12 protein-coding genes are annotated in these 25,998 nt (G+C 49.0%); 2 read left to right on the plus strand and 10 right to left on the minus strand.

What is annotated here, in order from left to right; all coding sequences use genetic code 11:
* Positions 1-7: 7 nt before the first annotated feature.
* The 6 genes from ACUUJN_RS24005 to argC all read right to left on the minus strand — a co-directional run bounded on the left by ACUUJN_RS24005 (position 8) and on the right by argC (position 6,962).
* Complete coding sequence (locus ACUUJN_RS24005) at positions 8-1,243, minus strand: argininosuccinate synthase (protein WP_023990631.1); 1,236 nt, start codon at positions 1,241-1,243, stop codon at positions 8-10.
* A gap of 60 nt (positions 1,244-1,303) precedes the next feature.
* A complete protein-coding gene (argF, locus tag ACUUJN_RS24010; RefSeq protein ID WP_023990632.1) occupies positions 1,304-2,260 on the minus strand; it encodes an ornithine carbamoyltransferase in 957 nt (318 codons plus the stop codon).
* 48 nt (positions 2,261-2,308) lie between these two features.
* Positions 2,309-3,571 (minus strand): acetylornithine transaminase, encoded by a 1,263-nt coding sequence (argD, locus tag ACUUJN_RS24015; protein ID WP_023990633.1) that lies wholly within the window; start codon positions 3,569-3,571, stop codon positions 2,309-2,311.
* A gap of 53 nt (positions 3,572-3,624) precedes the next feature.
* Positions 3,625-4,464 carry an acetylglutamate kinase gene (argB, locus tag ACUUJN_RS24020; RefSeq protein WP_025723996.1) on the minus strand — a complete coding sequence of 280 codons (840 nt, stop codon included), beginning with the start codon at positions 4,462-4,464 and terminating at the stop codon, positions 3,625-3,627.
* Between the two features lie 118 nt (positions 4,465-4,582).
* A complete protein-coding gene (gene argJ / locus ACUUJN_RS24025; protein WP_075154846.1) occupies positions 4,583-5,809 on the minus strand; it encodes a bifunctional glutamate N-acetyltransferase/amino-acid acetyltransferase ArgJ in 1,227 nt (408 codons plus the stop codon).
* Between the two features lie 103 nt (positions 5,810-5,912).
* On the minus strand, positions 5,913-6,962 hold the full coding sequence (argC, locus tag ACUUJN_RS24030) for an N-acetyl-gamma-glutamyl-phosphate reductase (RefSeq protein ID WP_069290524.1): 1,050 nt from the start codon (positions 6,960-6,962) through the stop codon (positions 5,913-5,915).
* A gap of 390 nt (positions 6,963-7,352) precedes the next feature.
* On the opposite strand from argC, the gene ACUUJN_RS24035 reads away from it, so the two are divergent.
* The gene (locus ACUUJN_RS24035) at positions 7,353-8,273 is read left to right on the plus strand and encodes an SMP-30/gluconolactonase/LRE family protein (protein ID WP_034095107.1); all 921 of its coding nucleotides are present in this window, start codon (positions 7,353-7,355) and stop codon (positions 8,271-8,273) included.
* 94 nt (positions 8,274-8,367) lie between these two features.
* On the opposite strand, the gene ACUUJN_RS24040 is transcribed toward ACUUJN_RS24035, so the two are convergent.
* The 4 genes from ACUUJN_RS24040 to hpf form a co-directional block, all read right to left on the minus strand.
* Complete coding sequence (locus tag ACUUJN_RS24040; protein ID WP_023990638.1) at positions 8,368-9,267, minus strand: YitT family protein; 900 nt, start codon at positions 9,265-9,267, stop codon at positions 8,368-8,370.
* Between the two features lie 96 nt (positions 9,268-9,363).
* A protein-coding gene (gene prfB / locus ACUUJN_RS24045; protein WP_103744773.1) for a peptide chain release factor 2 occupies positions 9,364-10,477 on the minus strand; the annotation gives its coding sequence in 2 pieces (ribosomal slippage) (positions 9,364-10,404 and positions 10,406-10,477; 1,113 coding nt in all).
* Between the two features lie 445 nt (positions 10,478-10,922).
* Positions 10,923-13,373 (minus strand): preprotein translocase subunit SecA, encoded by a 2,451-nt coding sequence (gene secA, locus ACUUJN_RS24050; RefSeq protein WP_071558143.1) that lies wholly within the window; start codon positions 13,371-13,373, stop codon positions 10,923-10,925.
* A 413-nt stretch (positions 13,374-13,786) separates the two neighbouring features.
* Positions 13,787-14,347 (minus strand): ribosome hibernation-promoting factor, HPF/YfiA family, encoded by a 561-nt coding sequence (gene hpf, locus ACUUJN_RS24055; RefSeq protein WP_023990642.1) that lies wholly within the window; start codon positions 14,345-14,347, stop codon positions 13,787-13,789.
* A 433-nt stretch (positions 14,348-14,780) separates the two neighbouring features.
* On the opposite strand from hpf, the gene ACUUJN_RS24060 reads away from it, so the two are divergent.
* Positions 14,781-25,856, plus strand: coding sequence for a DUF7507 domain-containing protein (locus ACUUJN_RS24060; protein ID WP_484668996.1), 11,076 nt, complete (start codon positions 14,781-14,783; stop codon positions 25,854-25,856).
* Positions 25,857-25,998 lie beyond the last annotated feature (142 nt).

Here is a 25,998-nt window from a genome sequence, read left to right on the forward strand (position 1 = left end):
TACATCATTATTTATGATTTTGTGTTACGCCCGCGTTGACCTTCAAACGCAGAGCATTCAAGCGGATAAAGCCTGTTGCATCGCCTTGATCGTAGGCTTGTGTCGGATCGGCTTCCATGGTCGCAATGTCCGGGTTGTACAAGCTAACTGGACTTTTAACGCCTGCACCGATAACGTTGCCTTTGTACAGCTTCACGCGCACGGTACCACTGACATTTTTCTGACTCTCATGAACCAGAGCCTGCAAAGCGACACGTTCCGGTGCGAACCAGAAACCGTTGTAAACCAAGGTAGCATAACGGGTAATCAGACTATCACGCAGATTCATAACCTCGCGATCCATCGTGATAGATTCCATTTTACGGTGAGCTGTGAACAGGATCGTACCGCCCGGCGTCTCATAGACTCCCCGACTCTTCATACCAACAAAACGGTTCTCCACCATATCCACACGTCCGATACCATGTTTGCCGCCCAGTTCATTCAGTTTTTCCATCACTTGCAGTGGATTTAGCTGTTCTCCGTTCAAAGCGACGCAGTTACCTGCTTCAAATTCCAACTCCAAATATTCTGCTTCATCAGGAGCGTCCTCAGGCGCGTTGCTGAGCAAGAACATTTCTTTATTTTCAGGAGCACTTGGATCAAACCAAGGGTCCTCCAGCACGCCGCTTTCATAGCTGATATGCAGCAGATTACGGTCCATGGAGTATGGCTTGGCTGCAGAAGCAGTTACCGGAATGTCGTGTTTTTCCGCATAGGCAATCATTTCTGCACGGCCCGGGAACTGATTGCGGAACTCTTCCAGCCGCCAAGGTGCGATCACCTTGATATCCGGCGTCAACGCCGCCGCGTTCAGCTCGAAGCGCACCTGATCGTTACCTTTGCCTGTTGCCCCGTGAGCAATGGCTGTTGCTCCCTCGGCAATCGCAATATCGACCATCCGCTTAGCGATCAATGGACGTGCAATACTCGTTCCGAGCAAATATTGTCCTTCATATAAAGCACCCGCCTGGAACATCGGATAGATAAAATCCTTGGCGAATTCATCACGCAGATCATCAATGTACACTTTGGAGGCCCCCGTAGCGAGTGCTTTTTCCTCCAAACCGTCCAGTTCTTCCTTTTGACCGATATCTGCGGTGAATGCGATGATTTCAGCATCATAAGTTTCTTTGAGCCATTTCAGAATGACCGACGTATCCAGACCGCCGGAATATGCGAGTACGATTTTTTCTTTTGCCATTGTTGAAGTCCTCCCCGATTGCTTACCTTTATCTTCTTTACCTATCAATACCTATCAATCTTAAGCCATTAAAGCAACTAACAGCGCTTTTTGCGCATGCAGACGATTCTCCGCTTCATCAAAAATGACCGAATTCGGACCATCGATTACGCCTGCGCTCACTTCTTCCCCACGATGCGCAGGGAGACAGTGCAGGAATAAATAATCCGGCTTCGCCAGCTTGACCAGCTCCTCATTCACCTGGAAGTCGGCAAAAGCAAGCTCCCGCTCCTTCTGCTCTTCCTCAAAGCCCATGCTCGCCCACACATCTGTGTAGATCGCATCCGCATTTTGTACTGCTTCCTGCGGACTTTGGGTTATAACGATCTCACTACCTGTCTGTTTGGCAATTTCACGGGAAGCTGCGACCACACTCGGGTCAGGCTCGTATCCAGCTGGACTTGCGATGGACACATGCACTCCAAGCTTCGCTCCCCCAATCAAGAGGGAATGAGCCATATTGTTACCGTCTCCGATGTAAGCCAATTTGAGCCCTTTTAGCTTACCCTTTTGCTCATACAAGGTTTGATAATCAGCTAGCACTTGGCACGGATGAGCTAAATCACTCAATCCATTGATCACAGGAACGGACGCATAACGTGCCAACTCTACAACATTATCGTGCCCAAAGGTACGAATCATAATGCCATCTAGATAACGTGACATGACTTGAGCCATGTCGCTAATCGGTTCGCCGCGTCCCAGTTGAATGTCATTTTTGCTGAGGAAAAGAGCATGCCCACCCAATTGATACATACCGACTTCGAAAGATACCCGTGTACGTGTAGAGGATTTTTCGAAAATCAGTCCGAGCGTTTTCCCTTTTAGCGGCTGATAGGTTTCTCCGTTTTTGTGCTTACGCTTAATTTCAATGGCGAGATCAATTAAATACTGGATTTCCTCTGAAGAGTAATCGTCCAGTTCCAGGAAGTCCCGCCCCTTCAAATTCATCTGCTGCAGTGCGCCGCCCTGGCTCATGCTATCGTCTCCTTTTGTACTCTAGTCTAGGATGATTTGGCCTTTACACTAAGCCACATGCTCCCGAATCAATTCAGCAATCAATGTTACAGCCTGATCTATTTCGTCTTTCGTTACATACAAGTTAGGCAACAGACGAATCACGTTCGGTCCTGCTGTAATGAACAGAATCCCCTTCTTCTGTCCTGCCAAAACAAGCTCCGCTACCGGTTCTGCACACTCAATACCGACCATCAGACCTTTTCCACGGATATCCTTTACAAAAGGACTATCTCCAAGCTGCTTTTGCAGACTATGGAAAAGGTAATCTCCCATCTCAGCTGCACGTTCTGGTAGCTTGTCATCAATAATCGTTTCAATAGTAGCTTGAACCGCTGCCATAGCAAGTGGCGTACCTCCAAAGGTAGAACCATGACTGCCCGCTGTGAACGCTTCACGCAAATATCCTTTGCCTAGCATCGCACCCACAGAGAAACCACTGCCCAGTCCTTTCGCCAATGTAAAGATATCCGGCTCTATACCATAATGCTCAAAGGAAAACAGTTTGCCCGTCCGTCCCATACCTGTTTGTACCTCGTCAATGATCAGCAGCAAACCATGCTCGCGGCACAGCTTTGTGATCACATCTACGAAAGCAGGGTCTACCGGATACATGCCACCTTCGGCCTGCACCATTTCCAGCATAATTGCCGCCGTATGCTCACTGATGGCTGCTTCAAGCGCCGTCTGATCATGAAGCGGAACACTTTTGAACCCAGCAGGAAGCGGTAAAAAACCCTCTTTAACTTTGTCCTGACCCGTAGCAGTCAAGGTTGCCAGCGTCCGTCCGTGAAAGGATTGCGTGAACGTAATGATTTCGTAGCGACCAGTCTGCTTTACCTTCTGGTGGTAACGACGCGCCAGCTTAATTGCAGCTTCGTTCGCTTCGGCCCCGCTGTTGCAGAAAAACACAGCATCCGCGCTGCTATTTGCTGTCAGCAAGGCAGCGGCTCGTTCTTGCCCCGGAATATGAAACAGATTGGATACATGCCACAGTTCATCGATCTGTTTTTTCAATCGCTCAGCTACTGCTTGAGGCGCATGGCCGAGATTGGTAACGGCAATGCCTGACATGAAATCCAGATAACGCTTGCCCTGATCATCCCACAGCCAGCTTCCTTGTCCTTTTACCAGTGTAAGCGGGTATCTTGCGTAGGTTGGAAAAAGAGAGCTTTCTGTCTGCGCTTTTGCCGACACCTTTTCCGTTTGCACTCCGCTTCCATCCGTACTTGGCATTTCCTCGCTCACCAGCGTATTCGGTTCCTTACTCATTATGTTCACGCTCCTTTATCGTTTGGTTATATAGGTCAAGCTATATATTGTAATTACTGCATACGCACGATGCGTGTTCCAATCGATTCTCCGCCCAGCACACGGCTTAGTACCTGCGGTTCGCTACCGTTCACAATGACGACTTCCTTCACTTTGCCGTGGATACAGGCAATAGCCGCTCTCACTTTCGGGATCATACCACCGTATATTTCACCTGTGCTGATCATATCCTCAATCTCCTGTACAGTGATAGAGTCCAGCACTCTCTTTTCTCCGCCATACTTCTTCAATATGCCTGGTACATCTGTAACGACGATCATCCGACTGACCCCCAGATGAGAGGCTACCGCACCCGCCGCTGTATCCGCATTAATGTTGTAACGCTGACCCGATCGATCAATCCCGATGGGTGCAATAACAGGCATATAGTCCATATCCAGTACACCTGTAATAATCGAGGCTTGAACGGATGTTACCTCTCCGACCCAACCGACCTCAGCGGCATTCGACACAGGCTTGGCTTCGATTAAATAGCCATCACTGCCTGACAACCCCAACGCTCGGCCCCCATGCATCCCTATTCTACGTACAATCTGCTTGTTAATGCTGCCTGCCAGTACCATTTCCACGACATCCAACACAGGTTCGGTCGTTTTGCGTAATCCATGAATAAACTCCGTTTCGATCCCCAGCTTCGCCAAGTTGTCGGAAATCGCAGGGCCACCGCCATGTACAATGACAGGTTGAAGACCTTCCGACTGCAAACGCGCCAAATCTTCAAAAAAGGAATCAGGTAACGCAGCCAGCGTACTTCCTCCGCATTTCATCACAAAATTACGACGTGCCACTCCCGCATGATTCGCTTGATCCGCGTGTTCCACTGCCGATTGCATATCATCTCTCCTTTTCTTCTCTGCATATCCGTGCCATTTTTAAATGATGCTGGGCTTACATCCGCTCGTTGCTTCTAACAACTACTATCCTTATTCAATCCGTATTTTATTCTGGTACCTATGTCCGATAAGCAGCGTTAATCCGCACATAATCATAGGTTAGGTCACAGCCCCACGCTGTAGCGATTCCGTTCCCGTGTTGCAAATCAACAATAATTTGCACCGTATCTCCCCGCAAATAGGCTAGCGCCTCTTCTTCGTCAAAAGCGACCGGACTCGATTGGCTTAGCACAACAATATCACCCAAGCGAATATCTACCGTATCTGGATTAACAGGTTCTCCGGCACGCCCTACGGCCGCAATAATCCGTCCCCAATTCGCATCTGCTCCGAAAACGGCCGACTTGACCAGACTGGACCCAACCACTGTCTTGGCTATTGCTTGGGCGGACGCATCGCTTACCGCTCCGCTTACAGACACCTCTACCAGCTTCGTAGCACCCTCTCCATCGCGAGCAATTGCCTTCGCCAGCTCTCGGCAGATATAGGTGAACGCCTCGGCAAAAGCGTCCCAATCGGGATGCCCTACGTGCAGCTCACGGTTGCCAGCCAGTCCGCTCGCCATGGCGATTAGCATATCGTTCGTGCTCGTATCCCCATCCACCGTAATCATATTAAAGCTGGTATCCGTTGCCTGCTTTAATAGTTGATGAAGCGCCGTCTGTCCGATCACTGCATCACAGGTCATAAAAGCGAGCATCGTTGCCATATTCGGATGTATCATGCCCGATCCCTTGGCCGCCCCGGCGATGTGTACGGTCACACCGTCCACCTCAACCGCCACACACGCTTCCTTTTTAACCAAATCCGTTGTCAGAATGGCTTGGGTAAATTGCTCCGCTCCATCGTTTGCCCCGTTCATACGGTCAGGTAAGGAGGATATTCCGCCAAGCACACGATCCATTTTCAAATGCTCGCCGATCACGCCCGTCGAGGCGACGGCTACATTGCTCTCAGCAACACCCAGTTCACGAGCCGCAGCCGAACGCATAGCGTAGGCATCCTGCTCTCCTTGCTGTCCTGTGCAGGCATTGGCGTTCCCGCTGTTCACCACTACTGCCTGCAATCGACCATCTGCCAAGCTCTCGCGGGTCACCTTCAGCGGTGCAGCTTGAAACACATTGGTGGTGTACACCGCAGCAGCTGTCGCCTCTACCTCACAACGAATCGCGCCCATATCGTTGCGGTTCGAATTTTTTAGTCCGCAGTGTAATCCCCCGGCTGTAAAGCCACGCGGAGTTACAATGTTCCCCCCGTTTACTACTGTAAACTCTACTTTGCCCATAATTATGTGCCCTCGTTCGCAACATATTCGATGAATGGCAGCTGCCTGTATTCGAAATTCCGCTCGCTGACGTTTCCTGCATCTTGTTGCGGTTACTTGCTACTTACGGATATACCGGTATGAAGCCCAGCCCGAGGTTCTCCTCCCATCCCATCATCAAATTTAAATTCTGAATCGCCTGTCCAGCTGCACCCTTCACAACATTATCAATGACAGAAATAATCGTAAGACGCCCGGTTCGGGCATCTGCTGCAAAACCGATGTCGCAGTAATTCGAACCCAATACTTCCTTCGTTGCTGGCCATATACCTTCGCCACGTACACGGACAAAAGGATGCCCTTTATAATAATCCCGGTATAACCCGATAAGATCCTGATCTGTATGGTCACCCTTCAGCGTGACATAAATTGTACTCATAATTCCTCGGGTCATTGGAACAAGTTGTGTCGTAAACGTAATCGTAACGTCCTCGCCCGCAATATCACCTAGTACCTGTTCGATCTCAGGGATGTGCTGGTGCTTATTCACCTTATAAGCCTTGAAATTCTCGTTCATTTCCGCATAATGCGAAACAAGACTTGTTCCCCTACCCGAGCCGGATACACCGGATTTGGCATCCACAATCAGCGACCGATGGTCAATCCAATCCGCTTTCAGCGCAGGAATAATCCCCAGCAATGTTGCGGTCGGATAACAGCCTGGATTTGAAATAAAAGAAACGCCCGCCAGCTTTTCTGCATACACCTCACTGAGTCCGTATACCGCTTGCTTGAGATACTCGGGTGAAGCCGCAGGCTTTTTATACCATGCTTCATACGTTTCCCCGCTTCGAAGCCTGAAGTCCCCGGAAAGGTCAATGACTTTCAGTCCGGCATCAAGAAGCTGCGGCACTAACTTGGTACTAACGCCCGATGGCGTAGCAGTGAAAACCAGATCGGCCTTGGCAGCAATTTCGTGGACTTCGACACCGTCCAAATCCTGCACCACAATGTCCGTTAGATGTGGAAACCCGTCACTGATTGGGACACCCGCGCTGGACGAAGAAATAACAGATACAATCTCTACTTGCGGATGATGAACCAAAAAACGAATCAGCTCCACCCCGCCATACCCGGTGGAACCGACAATTGCCACTTTTAACTTGCTGCTCACAGACCTTCCTCCATTCCGTTCTTATGAAATATGTATTATTATACGACTCTATTCATATAAATACAACACCTCATGTCATGTTATTCCTCCAAATTTAAAATATGCGCTCTTGTCTATTCTTTTGACGGACAAGCTGTACGAGCTATAATAAAGGAAATAAAAAATAGACAGAGAGTCTCTTGAATACAGTCTGCCGTTTTGCATAAAGAAAAGGGGGGGATATTCCCTTTAAATTATCTCATATATTGGTATTCATCTCGATTGGCCGTTTGCTGCACTTTATGAACTTGTTGAACATGAAGGGAGTCACATGGGCTGCATCTAGTGAATCTGCGCAGAGGAGCCGCTGAAGCGGATAATTGGGGTCGAAAATAAACTTAAACGTTAGGGGTGCTACACATCGAAACATATACAGCGAATATCGTTATAGATGCAAAGGCAAAGTTAGGCGAGGGTCCCAGCTGGGATCAGCGGTTTCAGCGTTTATTTTGGGTCGATATTGAAGGTTTTCAATTGCATATCTATGATCCTTCTACGTGCACAGATCGTACAATAGAGGTTGGTGAACATATTGGTGCAGTTGTACCTTATCTCAAAAATAAAGTGATCGTAGCGCTGATTAGCGGTCTATATTGTTTGGATATTGAGACAGGGGCCAAAGTATTGATCCATGATCCTGAGGAAGGTAAACTAGGTAATCGTTTTAATGACGGAAAATGCGATCCTACAGGACGTTTTTTAGCAGGAACAATGAGCCTAAATGGCGAACACGCGCAAGGAGCATTGTATAGTCTGAGCACAAAAGGCAATGTCTCCTTACTGGTTGATAAAGCTTCCATATCTAATGGATTAGCCTGGAGCGCAGATCATCGTACAATGTATTACATTGATACTCCAACATTGGAGGTCGTCTCCTTCGATTACGATGTGGCACAAGGCACGATTAGGAATAAGCAACTGGTGGCTAGATTGGATGAAAGTGAAGGGTATCCAGATGGCATGACAATCGATGCAGAGGGCATGTTGTGGGTCGCGCGATGGGGTGGTAAACGTGTCTCCCGTATCCATCCTGCTCATGGAGAAGTGATTGCTGAGGTGTCACTCCCCGTCAATTGTGTGACTTCGTGTGCTTTTGGCGGTGAACATCTGGATGAGTTATATATTACGACTGCTCAAGATAATGATAGTGCCGATCAATCATTAGCAGGCGGTCTATTTATGGTCAAAACAGGGGTAAGAGGAACGCTAACCTCGTATTTCAATCAAGGACAACCGGCAAATTGGCTTGAACGATTAGTAAAAAGAATCTAGTAAAGCTATTCTAAAAGAGAGAGGAGCCTACTACATTAGTGGGCTCTCCTGCATTGATTCAGTTAAGAGCAAGTCTCAGACAGGCCCCTTTGTTTTAGCTTTCCTTCTTAAACCCTTCACCCAATACCTCACGAGTATTACTAATAATCACAAAAGCTTCCGGGTCTACCAAGCGGACGAGCGTCTTGAGGCGAGTTACCTCGTTTTGTCCGACTACAACCATAAGAACAGGACGTTCTTCGTTCGTGTAACCGCCCCGCCCTGCCAGCTCTGTCAATCCTCGGTCCAAATCCTGCAAAATAGCCTGCGTGATCGTTTCTTTCTGATTGGATATGATGTAAGCTACTTTGGAGTAGCTCAGTCCCATTTCCACAGCATCAATGACCTTACCAGTTACAAACAAGCCAATCAACGCATACAGCGCACGTTCCGGCGAGAGGGCGAAACCAGCCAGTGTAATCACCGTGCCATCCATCAACATGACACAGAGAGAAAGACTAAAGCCCGTATACTTTTGAATAATCTGCGCCAAAATAGCCAGTCCACCCGTCGAGCCCCTGCCCCGAAATACAGTGCCCAAACCCAATCCTACTCCGATTCCACCATATAGCGAAGCCAGCAACGGATTTGTTGTCGGAACTGCCCAGTCCTTCGTCACATAAACGAATAGCGGCAGCATAATACTTCCCAGCAGGGAACGCAACCCGTATTTTTTCCCTAACAGCAGTACCCCTGCTATAAATAACGGAATATTCATTCCCCACTGCGTATAGGCTGGTTCCAGGCCAAACAGGTCCTCACCCAAGATAGACAAGCCCGATACACCCCCGGATGCAATCCGGTTTGGAAGCAAGAACATGTTAAAGGTCAGCGCTGTAATGAAAGAGCCGAGTATAATCAGCAAAATGTCGGTCACGTTGCGTGCGGGTCCGCTGGCGGCAATCAGAGGCTTGCGGCGTCTTCGGCGGGCAGCGGGGGGATTCAATTGAGACATCATTCGTGTTCTCCTTTAGTTAAAAATACCGTTACACAAAAATTCCTACAGTCCGCAGGCACATGGTCTGCAGACTGTAGGAAAACGTACAGGCTATTATTCTGCGTCCAGCTTAATTTGGCTGCGCAGGTAACCATCGATGAACGGATCGAGATCGCCATCCATGACAGCTCCTACGTTGCCAGTTTCCACGCTAGTACGATGATCCTTAACCATGCTGTATGGATGGAACACGTAGGAGCGAATTTGACTTCCCCATGCAATATCGGACTGTTCTCCGCGGATTTCGTCCAATTGCTGACGCTGCTCTTCGATCTTACGCTCGTAGAGCTTGGAACGGAGCATCGTCATTGCCTGCTCACGGTTCTTGATCTGGGAGCGCTCATTTTGACAAGTTACAACAATGCCGGAAGGAAGATGCGTAATTCGAACGGCTGAGTCGGTCGTATTAATATGCTGACCACCTGCACCGCTGGCCCGGTACGTATCAATTTTAAGATCCTCTGTCCGGATCTCAACGTCCACATCATCCGCAATTTCCGGTACGACATCGCAGGATACGAACGACGTATGCCGACGACCCGAGGAATCAAATGGAGAAATGCGAACGAGACGATGCACGCCTTTTTCTGCTTTGAGGTAGCCATAAGCATTATAGCCCTTGATCAGCAGCGTTACACTTTTGATCCCTGCTTCATCACCCGCAAGGTAATCCAGCGTTTCTACCTTAAAACCGCGTTTTTCTGCCCAGCGTGTATACATCCGTAGCAGCATTTGACCCCAGTCCTGCGACTCGGTTCCACCCGCCCCCGGATGCAACTCCAAAATGGCATTAAGCTTGTCATATGGCTGATTCAAAAGCAATTGGAGTTCAAACTCTTGAAGCTTGCTCAGCAAAGATCTGATACTATTTTCAATTTCTCCAGCCAGTGTTTCGTCGCCTTCCTCATCAGCTAGCTCAGCCATCATCCCCGCATCCTCATATTCCTGACGGAGCTGTTCATAGCTGTCTACAGAAGACTTAACCGCGTTCATTTCCGCGATCACGGCTTGAGCTTTATCGTTATCATCCCAAAAATCAGGCGCAGCCATCTTTTCCTCAAAGTTTGAGATCATTTCCTGTTTGAGATCTAAGTCAAAGAGACCCCCTAAGGTTTGTTAGTTTCTTGCCTATTTCTCTTAAATCATGTTTTACATTTGGATCAATCATGATGACATTCTCCTTTTAATATAGGGTTAGGGGAGTAAAAGCGTTGTGAGTTACGGCTGATGGGTAGGCGCTGCGCGAATGATTTGATCTTACGATCGCTGGCGCTTCTCCAGATTCAAATCCTCCGCTTCGCTGCCGACCGCCGTAGAGTCAAACGACTTTTAAATTATCGGCTCTGGTATGTGAGCCGAGTCAAGAACTGAATTAACTGACAAACAAGCAGAGACCAGCTTGCTTGTCATAATTGTTTAAAAAGAATTGAGATCAAGCTAGCCATTCATCAATGTTCAAACTGATCCTCCAACAGAGACCTATAAGTTGAAAACATCAGTCTCACCCCTGTATGGCACAAAATGGCCGACGGTCAGTGGTTGAACTGCCGCCTGCCATTATATGCACTGCAGGGAATAGTGTATCTCAAGATCTCTCCCTTAATTTCAATCCGTTATTTTCTACGCGGACGCGAAGGAGCGGATTTCTTTTTAGGAGCCGCAGGTTCACCACTCGTCGAGATTTTGTCTTCGTCGATGACAGCCTGACGCTCTTGATTGGATTCGATTTGTGCTTTCATGATGTATGTGGCTACTTCCTCTTGGATGCTAGCAATCATAGCATGGAACATTTCGAAACCTTCAAATTGATATTCGCGCAGCGGATCGGTACCGCCGTAAGCACGCAAGTGAATACCTTGACGCAATTGATCCATAGCATCAATATGGTCCATCCATTTGCTATCGACTGCACGCAATACGATAACCTTCTCGAACTCGCGTACCATATCTTCGCCAATCATTTCTTCACGGCTGTGGTATCTGTTGGTAACTTTCTCGAAGATCATATCCACGATCTCCTCTTTTTCCTTGCCCCACAGGTCATCACGCGTAAGTGTATTTTCCTCAAGCAGGTTGTTGTTCACATACTCTGCTACTTCTTCAAGCTCCCAGTTTTCAGGAATGTCATCGCCGCAATGAGCTTCCACTACGCGCTCAATGACAGGCTTGATCATGTCGAACACAATTTCCTTGATGTTCTCTGATTCCAGCACCTCACGGCGTTGCTTGTAAATAATAGCACGCTGCTGGTTCATTACATCATCATACTGGAGAACAACTTTACGCTGATCAAAGTTGTTGCCTTCGACACGTTTTTGAGCTGATTCGATAGCACGTGTAATCATACGGCTCTCGATAGGTTGGTCTTCCTCGAAGCCCAAACGCTCCATCATACTCAGCACGTTGTCCGCACCAAAACGCTTCATTAACTCATCGCCCAGCGATAAGTAAAACTGTGTGGAGCCCGGATCACCCTGACGTCCTGCACGTCCGCGAAGCTGATTATCAATACGACGGGATTCATGACGTTCTGTACCGATGATGTGCAAACCACCGAGTTCTGATACGCCTTCGCCCAGTACGATGTCAGTACCGCGTCCAGCCATGTTGGTAGCGATGGTAACTGCGCCAGCTTCACCTGCACGGGAAATAATCTCAGCTTCCTCAGCATGATACTTGGCGTTAAGCACTTTGTGACGAACGCCTTTGCGTTTCAGCATTTCAGAAAGAAGCTCCGAGTTTTCAATAGAAACCGTACCTACCAATATCGGTTGGTTCTTTTTGTTGCGCTCCAGGATTTCATCCACCACTGCATGGAATTTGCCTTTTACGCTCTTGTATACAACGTCAGGCATATCTACACGCTGGTTAGGCCGATTCGTTGGAATTTGGAGTACTTCCAGACCATATATTTTTTTGAATTCTTCTTCTTCTGTTTTCGCTGTACCCGTCATCCCCGCCAATTTGCGGTACATACGGAAATAGTTTTGGAATGTAATCGTCGCTAGCGTCATGCTTTCATTTTGTACAATGATGTTTTCCTTCGCTTCAATGGCTTGATGCAGACCATCACTGTAACGGCGTCCAGCCATCAGACGACCTGTAAACTCATCGACAATCAGGACCTCACCGTCAGCTACGACATAGTCCACATCCAAACGCATAATAGCATTAGCCTTCAATGCCTGTACAATGTGGTGATTGATTGTAACACTTTCCTGATCGTACAAGTTGTCGAGACCAAAGAAATTTTCAGCTTTGGATACGCCGTTTTCGGTCAAAGCAACCGACTTCACCTTAATATCCAGAGTGTAATCTTCTTCAACACTCAGGCTCTTCACAAAACGGTCAGCCGCGAAATACAGCTCTGTCGATTTCTGAGCTTGTCCTGAAATAATCAATGGCGTGCGGGCTTCATCGACGAGAATAGAATCGACTTCATCAATGATACAGAAGTACAACGGACGTTGTACCATCTGCTCTTTGTAAAGCACCATATTATCACGCAGATAATCGAACCCGAACTCGTTGTTTGTACCGTACGTGATGTCACAAGCATAGGCTGCCTGCTTGGCGGCATGATCCATATTGGCCAAATTCAGCCCTACGGACATTCCCAGGAAGTTATATATCTGTCCCATTTCTCCGCTGTCACGTTGCGCCAAATAGTCATTGACCGTAACCACGTGCACGCCTTTGCCCAACAGAGCATTCAAATAAACCGGCAGTGTTCCTACCAGTGTTTTACCTTCACCGGTTTTCATCTCGGCAATTTTACCTTCATGCAGCGCAATACCACCGAGCATCTGTACGTCATAATGACGTTTACCCAGCACCCGCTTGGACGCTTCGCGAACCGTTGCAAAAGCTTCCGGCAAAATTTCTTCAGCCGTAGTCCCTTGTTCGACCCGAGCTTTAAATTCTGCCGTTTTCGCTTGCAACTCCTCATCCGAGAGCTTTTCGAAATCCGGCTCTATCTTATTGATCAGTTCAACCGTCTTCATTAAACGCTTGACGTCACGTTCATTGGTATCTCCGAAGATTTTCTTAACAATTCCTAGCATGGTTTACCCCTTTCGCGCAAAACAATTAATAGAATCAATTTCACAATAAGAAAGGGTCCATGATGAAATTGATTCCCGATATGTTTGACAGGCCCGGCTGTACCAGCCCATCGTGCGATGTTCTTTGCATAAATTGTAACAGTTTGTAGGACATGCCGCAACACAAGCAGCCTCCAGATTTGCATCCGGTTAAAGATACCAAAACAATTGACGCACGAAATACACAACTTCGTTACGCTTATCCAAGTTAAAATTTCCTTACATTTACAAAAAAAACATATAAAAGAGCCCTATCCCGCCAGGTTCGCAAGGATAAGGCTCGTGTTGTTTTCATTTTCCTAATATCCATGAAGCATGCTTCAATCGAAATCGTTCTATTCATTTTAAAATGTGAAAAGTTCCTACTTCACAGGCTATTCTCGTTCGATCAGACCGTATTTACCATCATTGCGCTTGTAAACTACGTTAACTTCTTCGTTGTCAATATTGGAAAACACAAAGAAATTATGTCCAACCATGTTCATTTGAAGAATAGCTTCTTCCACATCCATAGGTTTCAATAAGAAACGCTTGGTGCGGACGACTTCCAGCTCATCCAGTTCTACATCCTCATCTTCAGCAACAGCCACGCCACCTGCCGGATCTTCCACAAAAAGGGTTTTCAAACTGCCTTCCTGACGGAATTTACGGTTTAGCTTGGTTTTGTGCTTGCGAATTTGCCGTTCAAGCTTGTCTACCACGGCATCAATGGATGAATACATGTCATCGCTCTCGTCTTCGGCACGGAGTACAAGCCCCGGCAAAGGAATGGTTACTTCTACAGTGTGCAAATCTCTGGTTGTGCTTAACGTTACACTTCCATCAGACGTCGGGGGTGCATCGAAATACTTTTCAAGTCTGCTGAATTTCTTATCAACGTAGTCCTTCAAAGCGTCGGTAACCTCGATCTGTTGACCTCGTACTGTTAAGTTCATAGGGCACGCCTCCTTTGCTCCTTCAGTATAGCACATATGTTAACGCCAAGTAAAAAAAGAGACCAACATTTCGAAGCTATTTTACAAAATTCTTCTTTTTTCGCTAAAACGCTTCCGATAACGTCATTCTTTGAAAACAGGTATGTTTAAAATTGACTTGCATACATATGTGAATAATGAGTGCATATATAAATATTGCCCCGCTGACGTCACGACAAACAACTATTTTGGGCTTCATGCTAAGCTATTTTATCGAAAAGGGGGTGACCTTTTCCCTCTGGATTAGGTACATGGGCTTGTGCGATATGCAAGGCCTGGTTATAACGCAGGCAATTTATACGAAAGGATTATTACACCCAGCCTAGCTGGCTCTTCCTATACGGAAATCCTAAGATAACGGATTTGGAAGAGATGGAAAGTAGGAAGCTAATCCATGGCTTTTATTCAGCGTTACGTAACGAACCAGACGGGGGCTGTCACCTTTATAGGGAATACACTTGGGCTGGCACGCTCTAATTCGGTAGGAGTGCCGGGAACAGCGACCAGCATTGGCGCGTTCATCACAACTAATACAGCCTCTCGCTTCGGTACGTATCCATTTGGCACGACTTCTACCTTTACCAGTAACTCATCGACAGCATTCCTTGTGCTCCCTGCGGGCAGTACGGTGCTGTATGCTGAGCTTATTTGGGGAGGAAGTTATGCCAACGGCAGTACCAATGTATTGTCCAGCACCAGCAACCCTGTCACATTTCAGACACCTGCTTTATCTACTACGGTCAGTCCTGAATCTGCAACATCGGTCAACGTCACTAGTCTCAGTACCTATGTGAGAACAGCGAATGTCACAAATCTGGTCATTCAAGGTGGCGCTGGTGCGTATACGGTCGGAAATGTGACGGGCACCATCACGGTTCCCGATTCCACCAACACCAACCATGCCGGCTGGACGCTGGCTGTGGTGTACAATAACCCGTCTCTGCCCTTCCGCAACCTGTCGCTACGTGTTGGTGGTGAAGGGGTCAGTACCGCTACAGGCTCGGTCAATGTAGTGGTGAGCGGCTTTGCCACACCTGTGCAGGGGACTTTGCGTGGTAGGGCGCTGATTAGCGCCCAAGAGGGTGACGTGGACATTACGGGTGACCGTGCGTTGTTTGGACCTACCACATCGAGTTTGACTGCGCTGTCTGGGCCTAATAATTTTTCGACTAATTTTTTCGCTTCCCAAATTAACGGAGACGACGGTACATTGGTCACGACGGGGACCTTCGGTACAACTAATGCCGTGAATGGAGCACCTGGAACGCAGGTCACGGGTGGACGGCAAGGTTGGGACATTACCAATGTCGATATTTCCTCCACGCTGCTCAATAGCCAAACCACAGGTGTCCTCCAGCTGACAACAAATGGTGACATTTACACTGTAAATGCCAATGCCATTCAAATTGATATCAATGCTCCACTGGTGACCCTGACCAAAACTGCCAGCTCTACAGGCTTGGTTATTGGCGATACTGTGACCTATACGGTTAACATTTCGAATACGGGGCTCGTCAGTGCTTCCAACACAGTACTTACCGATACCATACCAGCTGGGGCTACCTTCGTACCCGGCAGTGTTGTTGTCGCGGGCACAGCCCAGCCAACAGCCAATCCCGCTACAGGTATCACAGTGAGCAGTGTAGCTCCTGCTTCCACGGTGACCATTACATTCCGTGCAACCGTCACTTCATTGCCAGCAAACACCCAGCTGGGCAATCAAGCATCGGCATCCTTTTCCTTCCAAACCGTGCCTGGAGGACCTGTCATTTCTGGCAACGTTCCGTCCAACACTGCCAGTACACCAATCTACCAACCTGTTATTGGAATTGTTAAAAGTGCCAATACAACGGCTGCTACAGTTGGAGATACGATTACGTACACGTTTCAGATATCCAACACGGGCAGCATTGCTGCAAATCTCAGCTTTTCGGAGAGCATTCCCGCCGGATCATCCTTCATACCGGGCAGTGTGACCATTGGTGGTTCTTCCGTGCCTGCTGCCAATCCCGCTACTGGTTTTTCAGTAGGAACGATTAATACAGGTGCTACTGTACCCGTGACCTTCCAGGCCCTCGTCAACGCGGTTCCCGCCTCTGGTAATTTGACCGATCAGGCGGCTTACACGTATACCTTCACACCGCCTGACGGACGTATATTGAACGGAAGCGGGACGTCCAACACGCTCACCATTCCCGTATCCTCACCAAATGTGACCGTGACAAAAGCCTCTTCCCTGGCGGCAGCCGCAGTCGGAGAGACTGTTCAATTTACCATAACCGCCACAAACAACGGAATCGCCAATGTGACCAATGTAGTCGTTACCGATCCGCTGCCAAGCGGAGTTGCCTTTGTACCTGGTAGCGTCACCGTGAACGGAACTGCTTCTGCGACTGCTACACCTGTGAACGGTATTCCGATCGGCACTTTAGCTCCAGGCGCATCGGTTACGGTTGTATTTCGGGCAGCCATTAATTCTCTACCTTCTCCTGCACAAATCAACAATCGTGCAACTGTCAGCTTCACTTCCGGGGCCTTTACCGGATCATCTTTGTCCAATCTTGTAACCATACCTGTCGTTATTGCAGCGCCGACGATTACCAAAAGCGCCAGCTCCAACCGTGCCAGCGTTGGCGGGACGATTACTTATTCATTTCTCATCGCTAATACCGGAACAGCCGTATTAAACACGACCTTGACGGAAACTGTACCGACAGGCTCCACCTTTATTCCCGGAAGCGTCATTGTTGGCGGGTCCTCAGTGCCAGGCGCCAATCCTAATACGGGAATTTCAGTAGGCACCGTAAACCCTGGTGCACAAATTACAGTCTCATTCCGGACGACAGTGGATTCGCTACCACCCGGGGGTGGATTAAACGATCAGGGCCTGCTCCAATATTCATATCAGTTGCAAGACGGAAGAACCCTGTCGGGCTCGCTTCTCTCCAATATTGTTTCCGTATCGATTTCTCTTCCCAACGTAGCAGTAACCAAGTCTGCGGGATTCACATCCGTTAGTGTTGGCGAAACGCTGACCTACAGCGTGAACGCCGTTAATAACGGAATTGACCCCATCACAAACACCGTGATTACCGATCCACTCCCCGGCAGCGTGTCATTTGTGCCCGGAAGCGTAACCGTCGGTGGTTCACCTGTGAGCACAGCCGACCCAAGAAGTGGCATTCCAGTCGGCACCATTGGCGCAGGCGCATCCGTGCAGGTGTCCTATGCCGTGCTAGTCAATGCCGTTCCATCCGTGCAGCCGCTGCAAAACACAGCCAGTGTCAGCTTCACCAGTGGTGCTTTTACCGGAACATCCCAGACAAATACCGTCTCTGTGCCGGTTTATCAGCCTCGTATCAGTGTGGTCAAATCTGCAAATACAACAGCAGCTACGATAGGCGACACGATTCTGTACACATTGTTAGTCACGAACAGCGGCAACTATAATGCTTCTGTAACGCTGACAGATGCTATTCCTGCCGGGTCCACATTTATGGAGAACAGCGTGGTAATCAATGGCGTTAGTCAGCCCGGAGCCAGTCCAGCAGCAGGTATTTTCATCGGAACCGTGTCGCCGCAAAGCCCTATCACACTGACATTCCAAACTGTAGTGGCTACCCTTCCAACACCATCCCAACTGACAGACCAGGCCACCGCCGCCATTTCCTTTACCTTGCCCGATGGGCGAGTGCGAACAGATAGCACATCGTCCAACGTGTTATCCATTCCCGTGTCTGCGCCGAATGTGTCCATTTTGAAGACTGCAGACCGTTTCACCGCCATTCCGGGTGATTCGGTGTTATACACCCTGACCGTACTCAACAACGGAATCCAGACCGTGGGCAATGTGGTCGTTTCCGATCCTATCCCGGCCGGCTCTCAATTCACTGCCGGTAGCGTAACGCTGAATGGCTCCACAATAGCCAGTGGAGATCCGTCTTTAGGTATCGTAATTGGGAGCATTGCCGCTGGAGGGGGAGCTACAATCACTTTCAGGGTAACGGTATCCTCTCCATTACCAAGTCCGCCGCAGCTCACCAATCAATCGCGTGCCAGCTACACCAGCGGTGCTTTTTCAGGCGTATCAGTATCTAACCCAGTGACAGTGGCTTTGAACGCTCCGGTATTAAGCGTAAGCAAAACCGCAGAACCTATATCAGCCACAGTCGGGAACATCGTAACGTACTCTGTGACAGTAACCAACAGCGGTAATATTGCAGCTGCTGCCACATTGACAGACAATATCCCCGCAGGCTCAGCACTGGTACCGAACAGTGTGGTCGTCAACGGTGTTCCTGTTCCCGGTGCCAGTCCCGAAGCAGGTCTGTCTATTGGCTCCATTGCACCTGGAGCCGTGACTCAAACAACTTTTCAGGTGGTGATTACTTCCGTGCCTTTACCTCCCCAACTCACCGACCAGGCGAATATCAGCTTTTCCTTTCAACCGCCGGATGGCCGGATTGTTAACGGCAATGTTTCGTCCAATATTGTCACAATTCCTGTATCGTCACCCAATGTACAGGTAAGCAAAAGCGCCTCGGTAGCTGATGCCGTTCCTGGGGATACGATAACCTATACCATTACAGCTACCAATAGCGGAGTCCAAACCGTGACGGATGTTCGGGTAAACGATACGATCCCGTCGGGCTCCACTTTTATTCCTGGCTCGGTTATTGTAAATGGAACGACATTGCCGTCAGCCAGCCCCTTAACGGGGATTCCAATCGGTTCCATCGCTGCTGGTGCGTCAACAACCGTCACCTTTTCCGTATCTGTCAACAGCCTGCCTGACCCACCTCAGCTGAGTGATCAGGCTACAGTTTCTTTTACCAGCGGTACACTGAATTTCACATCACTCTCCAACACTGTTGTCATCCCTGTTTACCAGCCTATTGTCAGTCTTGTTAAAACTGCAAATACGAGTCAAGCAACGGTAGGCGACACCGTAGTCTATACACTCACTGCTCAAAATACAGGTAATCTAGCAGCGACCGCCACATTCACCGATGCTATTCCATCTGGTTCCTCCTTTATACCGAATAGCGTCACCGTGAACGGTCTGCCTGTTGCTGGAGCCAATCCCCAATCAGGGGTATTGGTCGGAAACATTGCAGCGGGGGCTTCTGTCGCCCTTACCTTTCAAGTGGTCATTAACGCTGTCCCTGCTGGCCTGGGTCTGTTAAATCAAGGTTCGGCCACATTCACCTTCCAGCCACCTGACGGTCGCACATTAAATGGAAGCGCACAATCGAATCCGGTGTTCATTCCCGTATCCAATCCGAATGTCACCGTGACCAAAACGGTCAATCAGACCTCTGTAGCCTTCGGCGATACCATTACGTATACCATTAACGCAGTAAATAGCGGTATTACACCCGTAACGGGAACTGTCTTTATCGACCCGATTGCTGATGGCACTACTTTTATACCTAACTCCGTACAAGTCAATGGTGTCACTATACCGGGAGCCAACATCGCCACAGGCGTATCCGTAGGCACTATCCCTACTGCCAGCTCAGTAACGGTCACCTTCCAGGCAACGGTAACATCCTTGCCAGCGTCAGGTTTGTCAACGGATCAGGCAACGGTCTCCTTTAATTCCGGGGCTTTCGCAGGTCAATCCGCCTCGAATCAGGTCAGCCTGCCTGTATTTCAGCCAATCTTGAATGTGACCAATACCCTCAGTGCAGATCGTGCAACCGTAGGGAATACACTTGGCTTTTTCATCACTGTAACCAATACCGGCAACGCGCCCGCAGAAACGGTCGTGCTTGATCTGTTGTCCAGCTCGCTTAGTCTGAATCAAAATAGCGTACTGGTCAACGGTTCGCCCATTCCCGGAGCAGACCCGATTACAGGCATTAATATCGGTTCGGTCGCCCCAGGTGCGACGGTAACCGTCTCGTTTAGCGCCGTGGTCATATCAGTACCACCTGGCTCCATACTAACCAACCAGGCAACTGTGAGCTATACGTTCCAATTGCCCGATGGACGAACGCTGAGCGGAAGCGGAGCGGCCCTGCCTGTATCCATTCCGATCTCGTCACCGAATGTAACAGTCACGAAGGCAGCTGATGTGGCTGTCGCTGTCGTGGGTGATTCTGTCCCCTATGTCATAACTGCGTTCAATAACGGACTCGATCCTGTTACTAGCGTAATCGTCACGGATACCATTCCTTTTGGAACCGCCTTTGTCCCGGGCAGCGTTACAATTAATGGTACGCCTGTTGTTACAGCCAACCCACAAAACGGTATTCCTGTCGGAACGCTTGGAGCTGGTGGCGGAGCTACCATTCGCTTTTTGCTTAACGTACAATCTCTGCCGTCGCCAGCGTCCATTACCAATGAGGCGACCGTAAGCTTTACTTCAGGTGCATTTAATGGATTTTCGGTATCCAATCCCGTTACCATCCCTGTGTATCAACCGATCGTCACTGTAACTAAAAGCGCGGGAACGGGAAGAGCTACGGTTGGAGATACGGTAACCTATACATTCTCCGTTACAAACTCTGGAAACATCGGCGCAGATACCGTCCTTAGTGATCCCATCCCGGCAGGGGCTGCCTTTATCCCTAATAGTGTAGTGATCAATGGCACCGCCGCACCTGGCTCAGATCCAAGTGTTGGGATTCCATTAGGTATCATAGGTGCAGCTACGACCGTCACTCTGACCTTTCAGGCAGTCATTACCTCACTGCCCGCATCAGGTACATTGGTCAATCAGGCGACCGCAGCTTACAGCTATCAACCTCCAGATGGTCGTGTCCTGACTGGAAGTGCAGTATCTCCGTCCGTGACCGTCTCGGTCTCTTCGCCAGATGTGGACGTTATCAAAACAGCATCCGCTACAGATGCCGTAGTCGGAGATACCATTACGTATACTGTGATTGCTACGAATAACGGAATCAGTCAAGTCGTCAATGCCGTTGTATCTGATCAACTGCCGCCCGGCACCAGCTTTGTTCCAGGTAGCGTAACCGTAAATGGAACTTCTGTACCTGCTGCGTCACCAAGCTCCGGTATCCCTGTGGGCACCATTGCAGTAGGTGGTTCGGCAGCAGTTACATTCCAGGTCTCCGTCGTTAGTCTGCCGCAACCGCCGCAAATAACCAATCAAGCGACCGTCAGCTTTACTTCAGGCGCGTTGACCTCGTCTTCGCAATCCGATCCGGTTACCTTGCCCGTTTATCAGCCGATCATCGGACTGACCAAAACCGTCAATACCGTCAACACACAGATCGGATCAACATTGGTCTATACCCTGACGCTAACTAATACCGGAAATATTGCCGTTATACCTGTGCTGTCGGATAACATCCCCGCAGGTTCTGAACTACTGCCTAACAGCGTAGTCGTTAACGGCATCCTTGTCCCGGGAGCTTCGCCAGTTACAGGCATAGCACTCGCATCTCTGGCTCCTTCAGGCAGTATCGCGGTGAGTTTCCAAACCATCGTCTCGTCTCTGCCAACTCCGCCTATATTGACCGACCAAGGGCAAGCGGACTTTACCTACTCACCACCTGACGGTAGAGTACTGAGCGGTTCTGTCACATCGAATACAGTCAACGTTGCTGTGTCTGCACCTAATATTCAGGTGATTAAAACATCCAGCCTGGCAGCCGCTGTAGTCGGAGATACGATCAGATATACACTGAGCATCACGAATAGTGGCGTGGATTCAGTCACAGATACTGTTGTAACCGATACAATTCCTGCAGGTACCTCCTTCGTTCCGGGCAGTGTCCTAATCGACGGAGTAGCCTTCCCTAATGCCTCTCCGGTTGCTGGAATTGCCATCGGAAACGTCGCACCTGGAAATACATTCGTTGTCAGTTTCCAGACAACTGTCCAGTCTTTGCCGCAGCCACCACTGCTCACAGATATTGCAGCCGTCACGTTTACTAGCGGAACGTTCACTGGCACTGCCTTTTCCGATCCACTCATCGTACCTGTGTTCCAACCGTTAATTGCAATTACTAAAGCATCCAGCACTCTTAACGCCTCCGTCGGCGATACACTGACCTACACGATTACAGCCGTGAATAGCGGCAATATTACAGCAGCGCTTACCATCAGTGATAACATCCCGGCCGGATCGACTTTCCTTGCCAACAGTGTCAGCATTGCTGGCAGTCCGCAACCTGGATTGTCCATCGAAACTGGCGTTCCAGTTGGATCCGTGTTGCCAGGCGGAACGGTATCCGTAACGTTCCAAACCATTATCAATACACTGCCTAATCCACAGGTACTGGTCGATCAGGCATCAGGCTCATTCACTTTCCAACCACCAGATGGCAGAACTGTATCCGGATCTGCGGTATCCAATTCAGTTAGTATCTCTGTATCCTCACCAGACGTTAGCATTGTCAAAGGAACGGCGGCTACCGACGCCATTATTGGCGATATCATCACCTACACACTGGCTGTCTCCAACAATGGGATCAGTACAGCCAATAATATAGTGGTTTCAGATATGATTGCGGCGGGAAGCTCCTTTGTAAATGGCAGTGTTACCATAAACGGAACTTCCTTCCCTGATGGAAATCCTGGATTTGGTATTGCCATCGGTACGCTCGCTCCAGGAGCTGTTACTACTGTTACGTTCCAGGTTCGAGTCGATTTCTTGCCCACACCGGCACAATTAAACAATCAGGCATCCGTTAGCTTTACTAGCGGGGCATTTACTGGTAGCTCAACATCTAATGTAATAACCATTCCGGTCTTCCAGCCGATCCTGACAGCAGTCAAAACAAGCAATACCAATAATGCCACAGTCGGAGACATCATCACTTACACGATTGTCGTATCCAACACGGGTAACATTGCAGCCTCAACTACTGTAAGTGACAATATTCCGGACGGCTCTGTATTCCTTCCGAACACAGTCTCGATTAACGGCATTGCAGCTCCCGGTGCAAGCCCAGTTTCCGGCATCCCGACTCCAGCCATACCACCAGGACAATCGGCAACCGTCACTTTCCAAGTGCTGGTATCTTCCATCCCTGCAACCGTATTACTGGTCGATCAGGCTGAGGTAGACTATCGCTTTAATGCACCAGATGGGCGAGAGGCAGGCGGTTTCCATTTATCCAACATTGTTGAGGTTGCCGTGTCACCGCTAGACATCACATTAAGTAAAAGCGTAAGCTCACCTTTCGCCACTACTGGCGATACCTTGACGTATGAACTCGTGATCCTCAACGAGGATACGAATACCGTGCAAGATGCCCGTTTGCTGGATACTTTGCCAGAGGACATCGAGTTTATTACAGGTTCAGTTCAGATTAATGGATCTACGGTGACAGAAAGCGATCCCGGCACTGGCATATCTTTGCCACCGTTAGAAGCGAATACCAAGACTGTCATATCCTTTGATGTCCGTATCACAGCGACAGAACAGCCAGGACCGCGTACGAATCAGGCGCGCTTGTTACTCACGAATAGTGAAGAAGCGAGTGCCGTTTTGTCCAATGCTGTCACCATTGCCTTACTTCAGCCTGTGGTGAAACTGACGAAAATAGCCAGCACGGAGAGCGTACAGCCAGGCCAAAGCATCACCTATTCCATCGTCGCAGAAAATACGGGAAATATCGGTGCGTTTGGCTTGTTAACGGACTCATTGCCATCGGAGCTTTCTTTTGTTCCCGGCTCTGTTTCGGTTAATGGAATCCCTCAATATGGGGTCAGTCCAAGGCAAGGCATTGCCCTAGGTACCATCGCACCAGGAGAAAAAACGACTTCCGTCTTCTCCGCGCTTGTCGTTCGTGCCTCCGAGTCTGGCACACTGGTGAATCAAGCTTCACTGGCTTACTCCTACCAGCTGCCGGACGGACGAAGCACGAATCTGGTAACTGCTTCACCTTCTATCTCGGTTAAAGTAGCCCCTACTGCTAAAGGAGCCTTGTCAGCTGTGCTACGCACAACAGTATCTACTGTCGCATTAAGCGATGCTGTGCCTTATCAGCTGACTCTTGTTAACGATGGAGGCTCAGTCATTACCGATGTAGTGTTAGCCGATTACGTACCGATTGGAACCATCATAAACCCGGACAGCTTGAAAATTAACGGTTCTCCACCTGCTTCTAGCAAGCCGGGTGAACCATTATTTATCGGCAGCTTACAGGCGGGACAGACAATGGATGTATCCTACAGCGTGAACGTTCAGTCTCTGCCTCTCGGAGGACGTCTAAACAATAGCGTACGGCTCCAATATGCTGGCAATGAGGGTGCGAGCGAGGTTACCAGCAACACCGTGACTATAACTGTTTTTGATCCACAGCTTGCCGCAAGTATCTCTACGGAAAATACGGAGGGCATCGCAGGAGAAAGCCTTACTTATACGGTACTGCTCAACAACTTTGGCAACGTAACATCCGAAGTTACACTGCAAAATTTCATTCCTGCCGGGACTCTATTGATTCCTGCCAGCATACAGTTGAACGGTCAATCACTGTTGGGAACCGATCCTGCTGTCGGTGTTAGTCTGGGGTCTGTGGAACCTGGACAGTCATTGACACTGACTTATCAAGTGACCGTATCGGAGACGCCTCCATCTGGCTACATCGTAAATCAAGCTGCCTTTGCCTACTCGTTTACGTTACCTGGAGGAAGAGTCGTATCAGGGACATTGACTACGAATACCGTTACCATCCCAGTTGTATTCCCACTGCTCGAATTAGTTAAAAAAGTGAATACCACGGATGCCTCTGTAGGAGACATACTCACCTTCACCATTCAGATTACAAACAAAGGAGGAATTCCAGCACAGTATCCGCTGTTCACAGACCCGTTGCCGCATGGACTCATTTATGTACCCAACAGCCTAACTATCCAAGAAAAAGCACAGCCAGGCGCTAATCCCGCCGCAGGTATCACGCTTCCGGATATTGCACCAGGGGAGACGCTCACCCTTACGCTCCAGGCACAAATTCGCGAAGCACCAACAGAGGGAACATTCAGCAACCAAGCCACCATCGAATATACCTCACGTCGTAGTGGAGGAGAGACCATCCAGGAAACAACCCAAACCAACACCGTCGGCGTGACCGTTATTGCAGCCATCCCTAAACTTACACTTAGCTCCAGCGCTTTGCGTGTCGGGCAAGAAGATACCCTGTCCTTCACCGTCCATGTGGAAAACATCGGCAATACTCCGCTGGAAGAACTCTTGCTCACTGCACCATTTGCAGCCGAAGATTTCATTTTGTTGCGAACTGTCACCGTGAATTCTGTGCCGCTTCCGCATCCTAACCTGCTCCAAGGTATTCCGTTAGGTCGGCTTGACCCAGACCACAAAGCCGTTATCGTCTTTTCTTTCGACATCGAATCTGCGCTCCGCGCGTATCTGATCGCCCAAGTCATCCTGCGCTATCAATTCCGCTATCCAGACGGAAGCGTAGAGAAACAATCTGCCTCCTCCAATACCATTTTTGTGGAGATGGCTGACTTTGATGGTTCTCTAGAGTAAATGTTCTATTGTGTCGAGCTCCTTACCACTGGGTAAGGGGCTTTTTTATGTAATTAGAAAACATAAAAAAGCCCTGGAATATTTTCCAGGGCAGTTGCTAGCGCGTTATCCATTGCTAACCATCTTACCAATTATGTAGGTC

This window comes from Paenibacillus sp. LRG-1 (assembly GCF_057220305.1).

Excerpts from the sequence above, each read along its gene's own strand:
- argF (WP_023990632.1), bottom strand. The coding sequence starts at position 2,260 with ATGAGCCAGGGCGGCGCACTGCAGCAGATGAATTTGAAGGGGCGGGAC.
- argB (WP_025723996.1), bottom strand. The coding sequence starts at position 4,464 with ATGCAATCGGCAGTGGAACACGCGGATCAAGCGAATCATGCGGGAGTG.
- hpf (WP_023990642.1), bottom strand. The coding sequence starts at position 14,347 with ATGAACTTAACAGTACGAGGTCAACAGATCGAGGTTACCGACGCTTTG.
- argJ (WP_075154846.1), bottom strand. The coding sequence starts at position 5,809 with ATGGGCAAAGTAGAGTTTACAGTAGTAAACGGGGGGAACATTGTAACT.
- secA (WP_071558143.1), bottom strand. The coding sequence starts at position 13,373 with ATGCTAGGAATTGTTAAGAAAATCTTCGGAGATACCAATGAACGTGAC.
- argD (WP_023990633.1), bottom strand. The coding sequence starts at position 3,571 with ATGAGTAAGGAACCGAATACGCTGGTGAGCGAGGAAATGCCAAGTACG.
- ACUUJN_RS24005 (WP_023990631.1), bottom strand. The coding sequence starts at position 1,243 with ATGGCAAAAGAAAAAATCGTACTCGCATATTCCGGCGGTCTGGATACG.
- ACUUJN_RS24040 (WP_023990638.1), bottom strand. The coding sequence starts at position 9,267 with ATGTCTCAATTGAATCCCCCCGCTGCCCGCCGAAGACGCCGCAAGCCT.
- ACUUJN_RS24060 (WP_484668996.1), top strand. The coding sequence starts at position 14,781 with ATGGCTTTTATTCAGCGTTACGTAACGAACCAGACGGGGGCTGTCACC.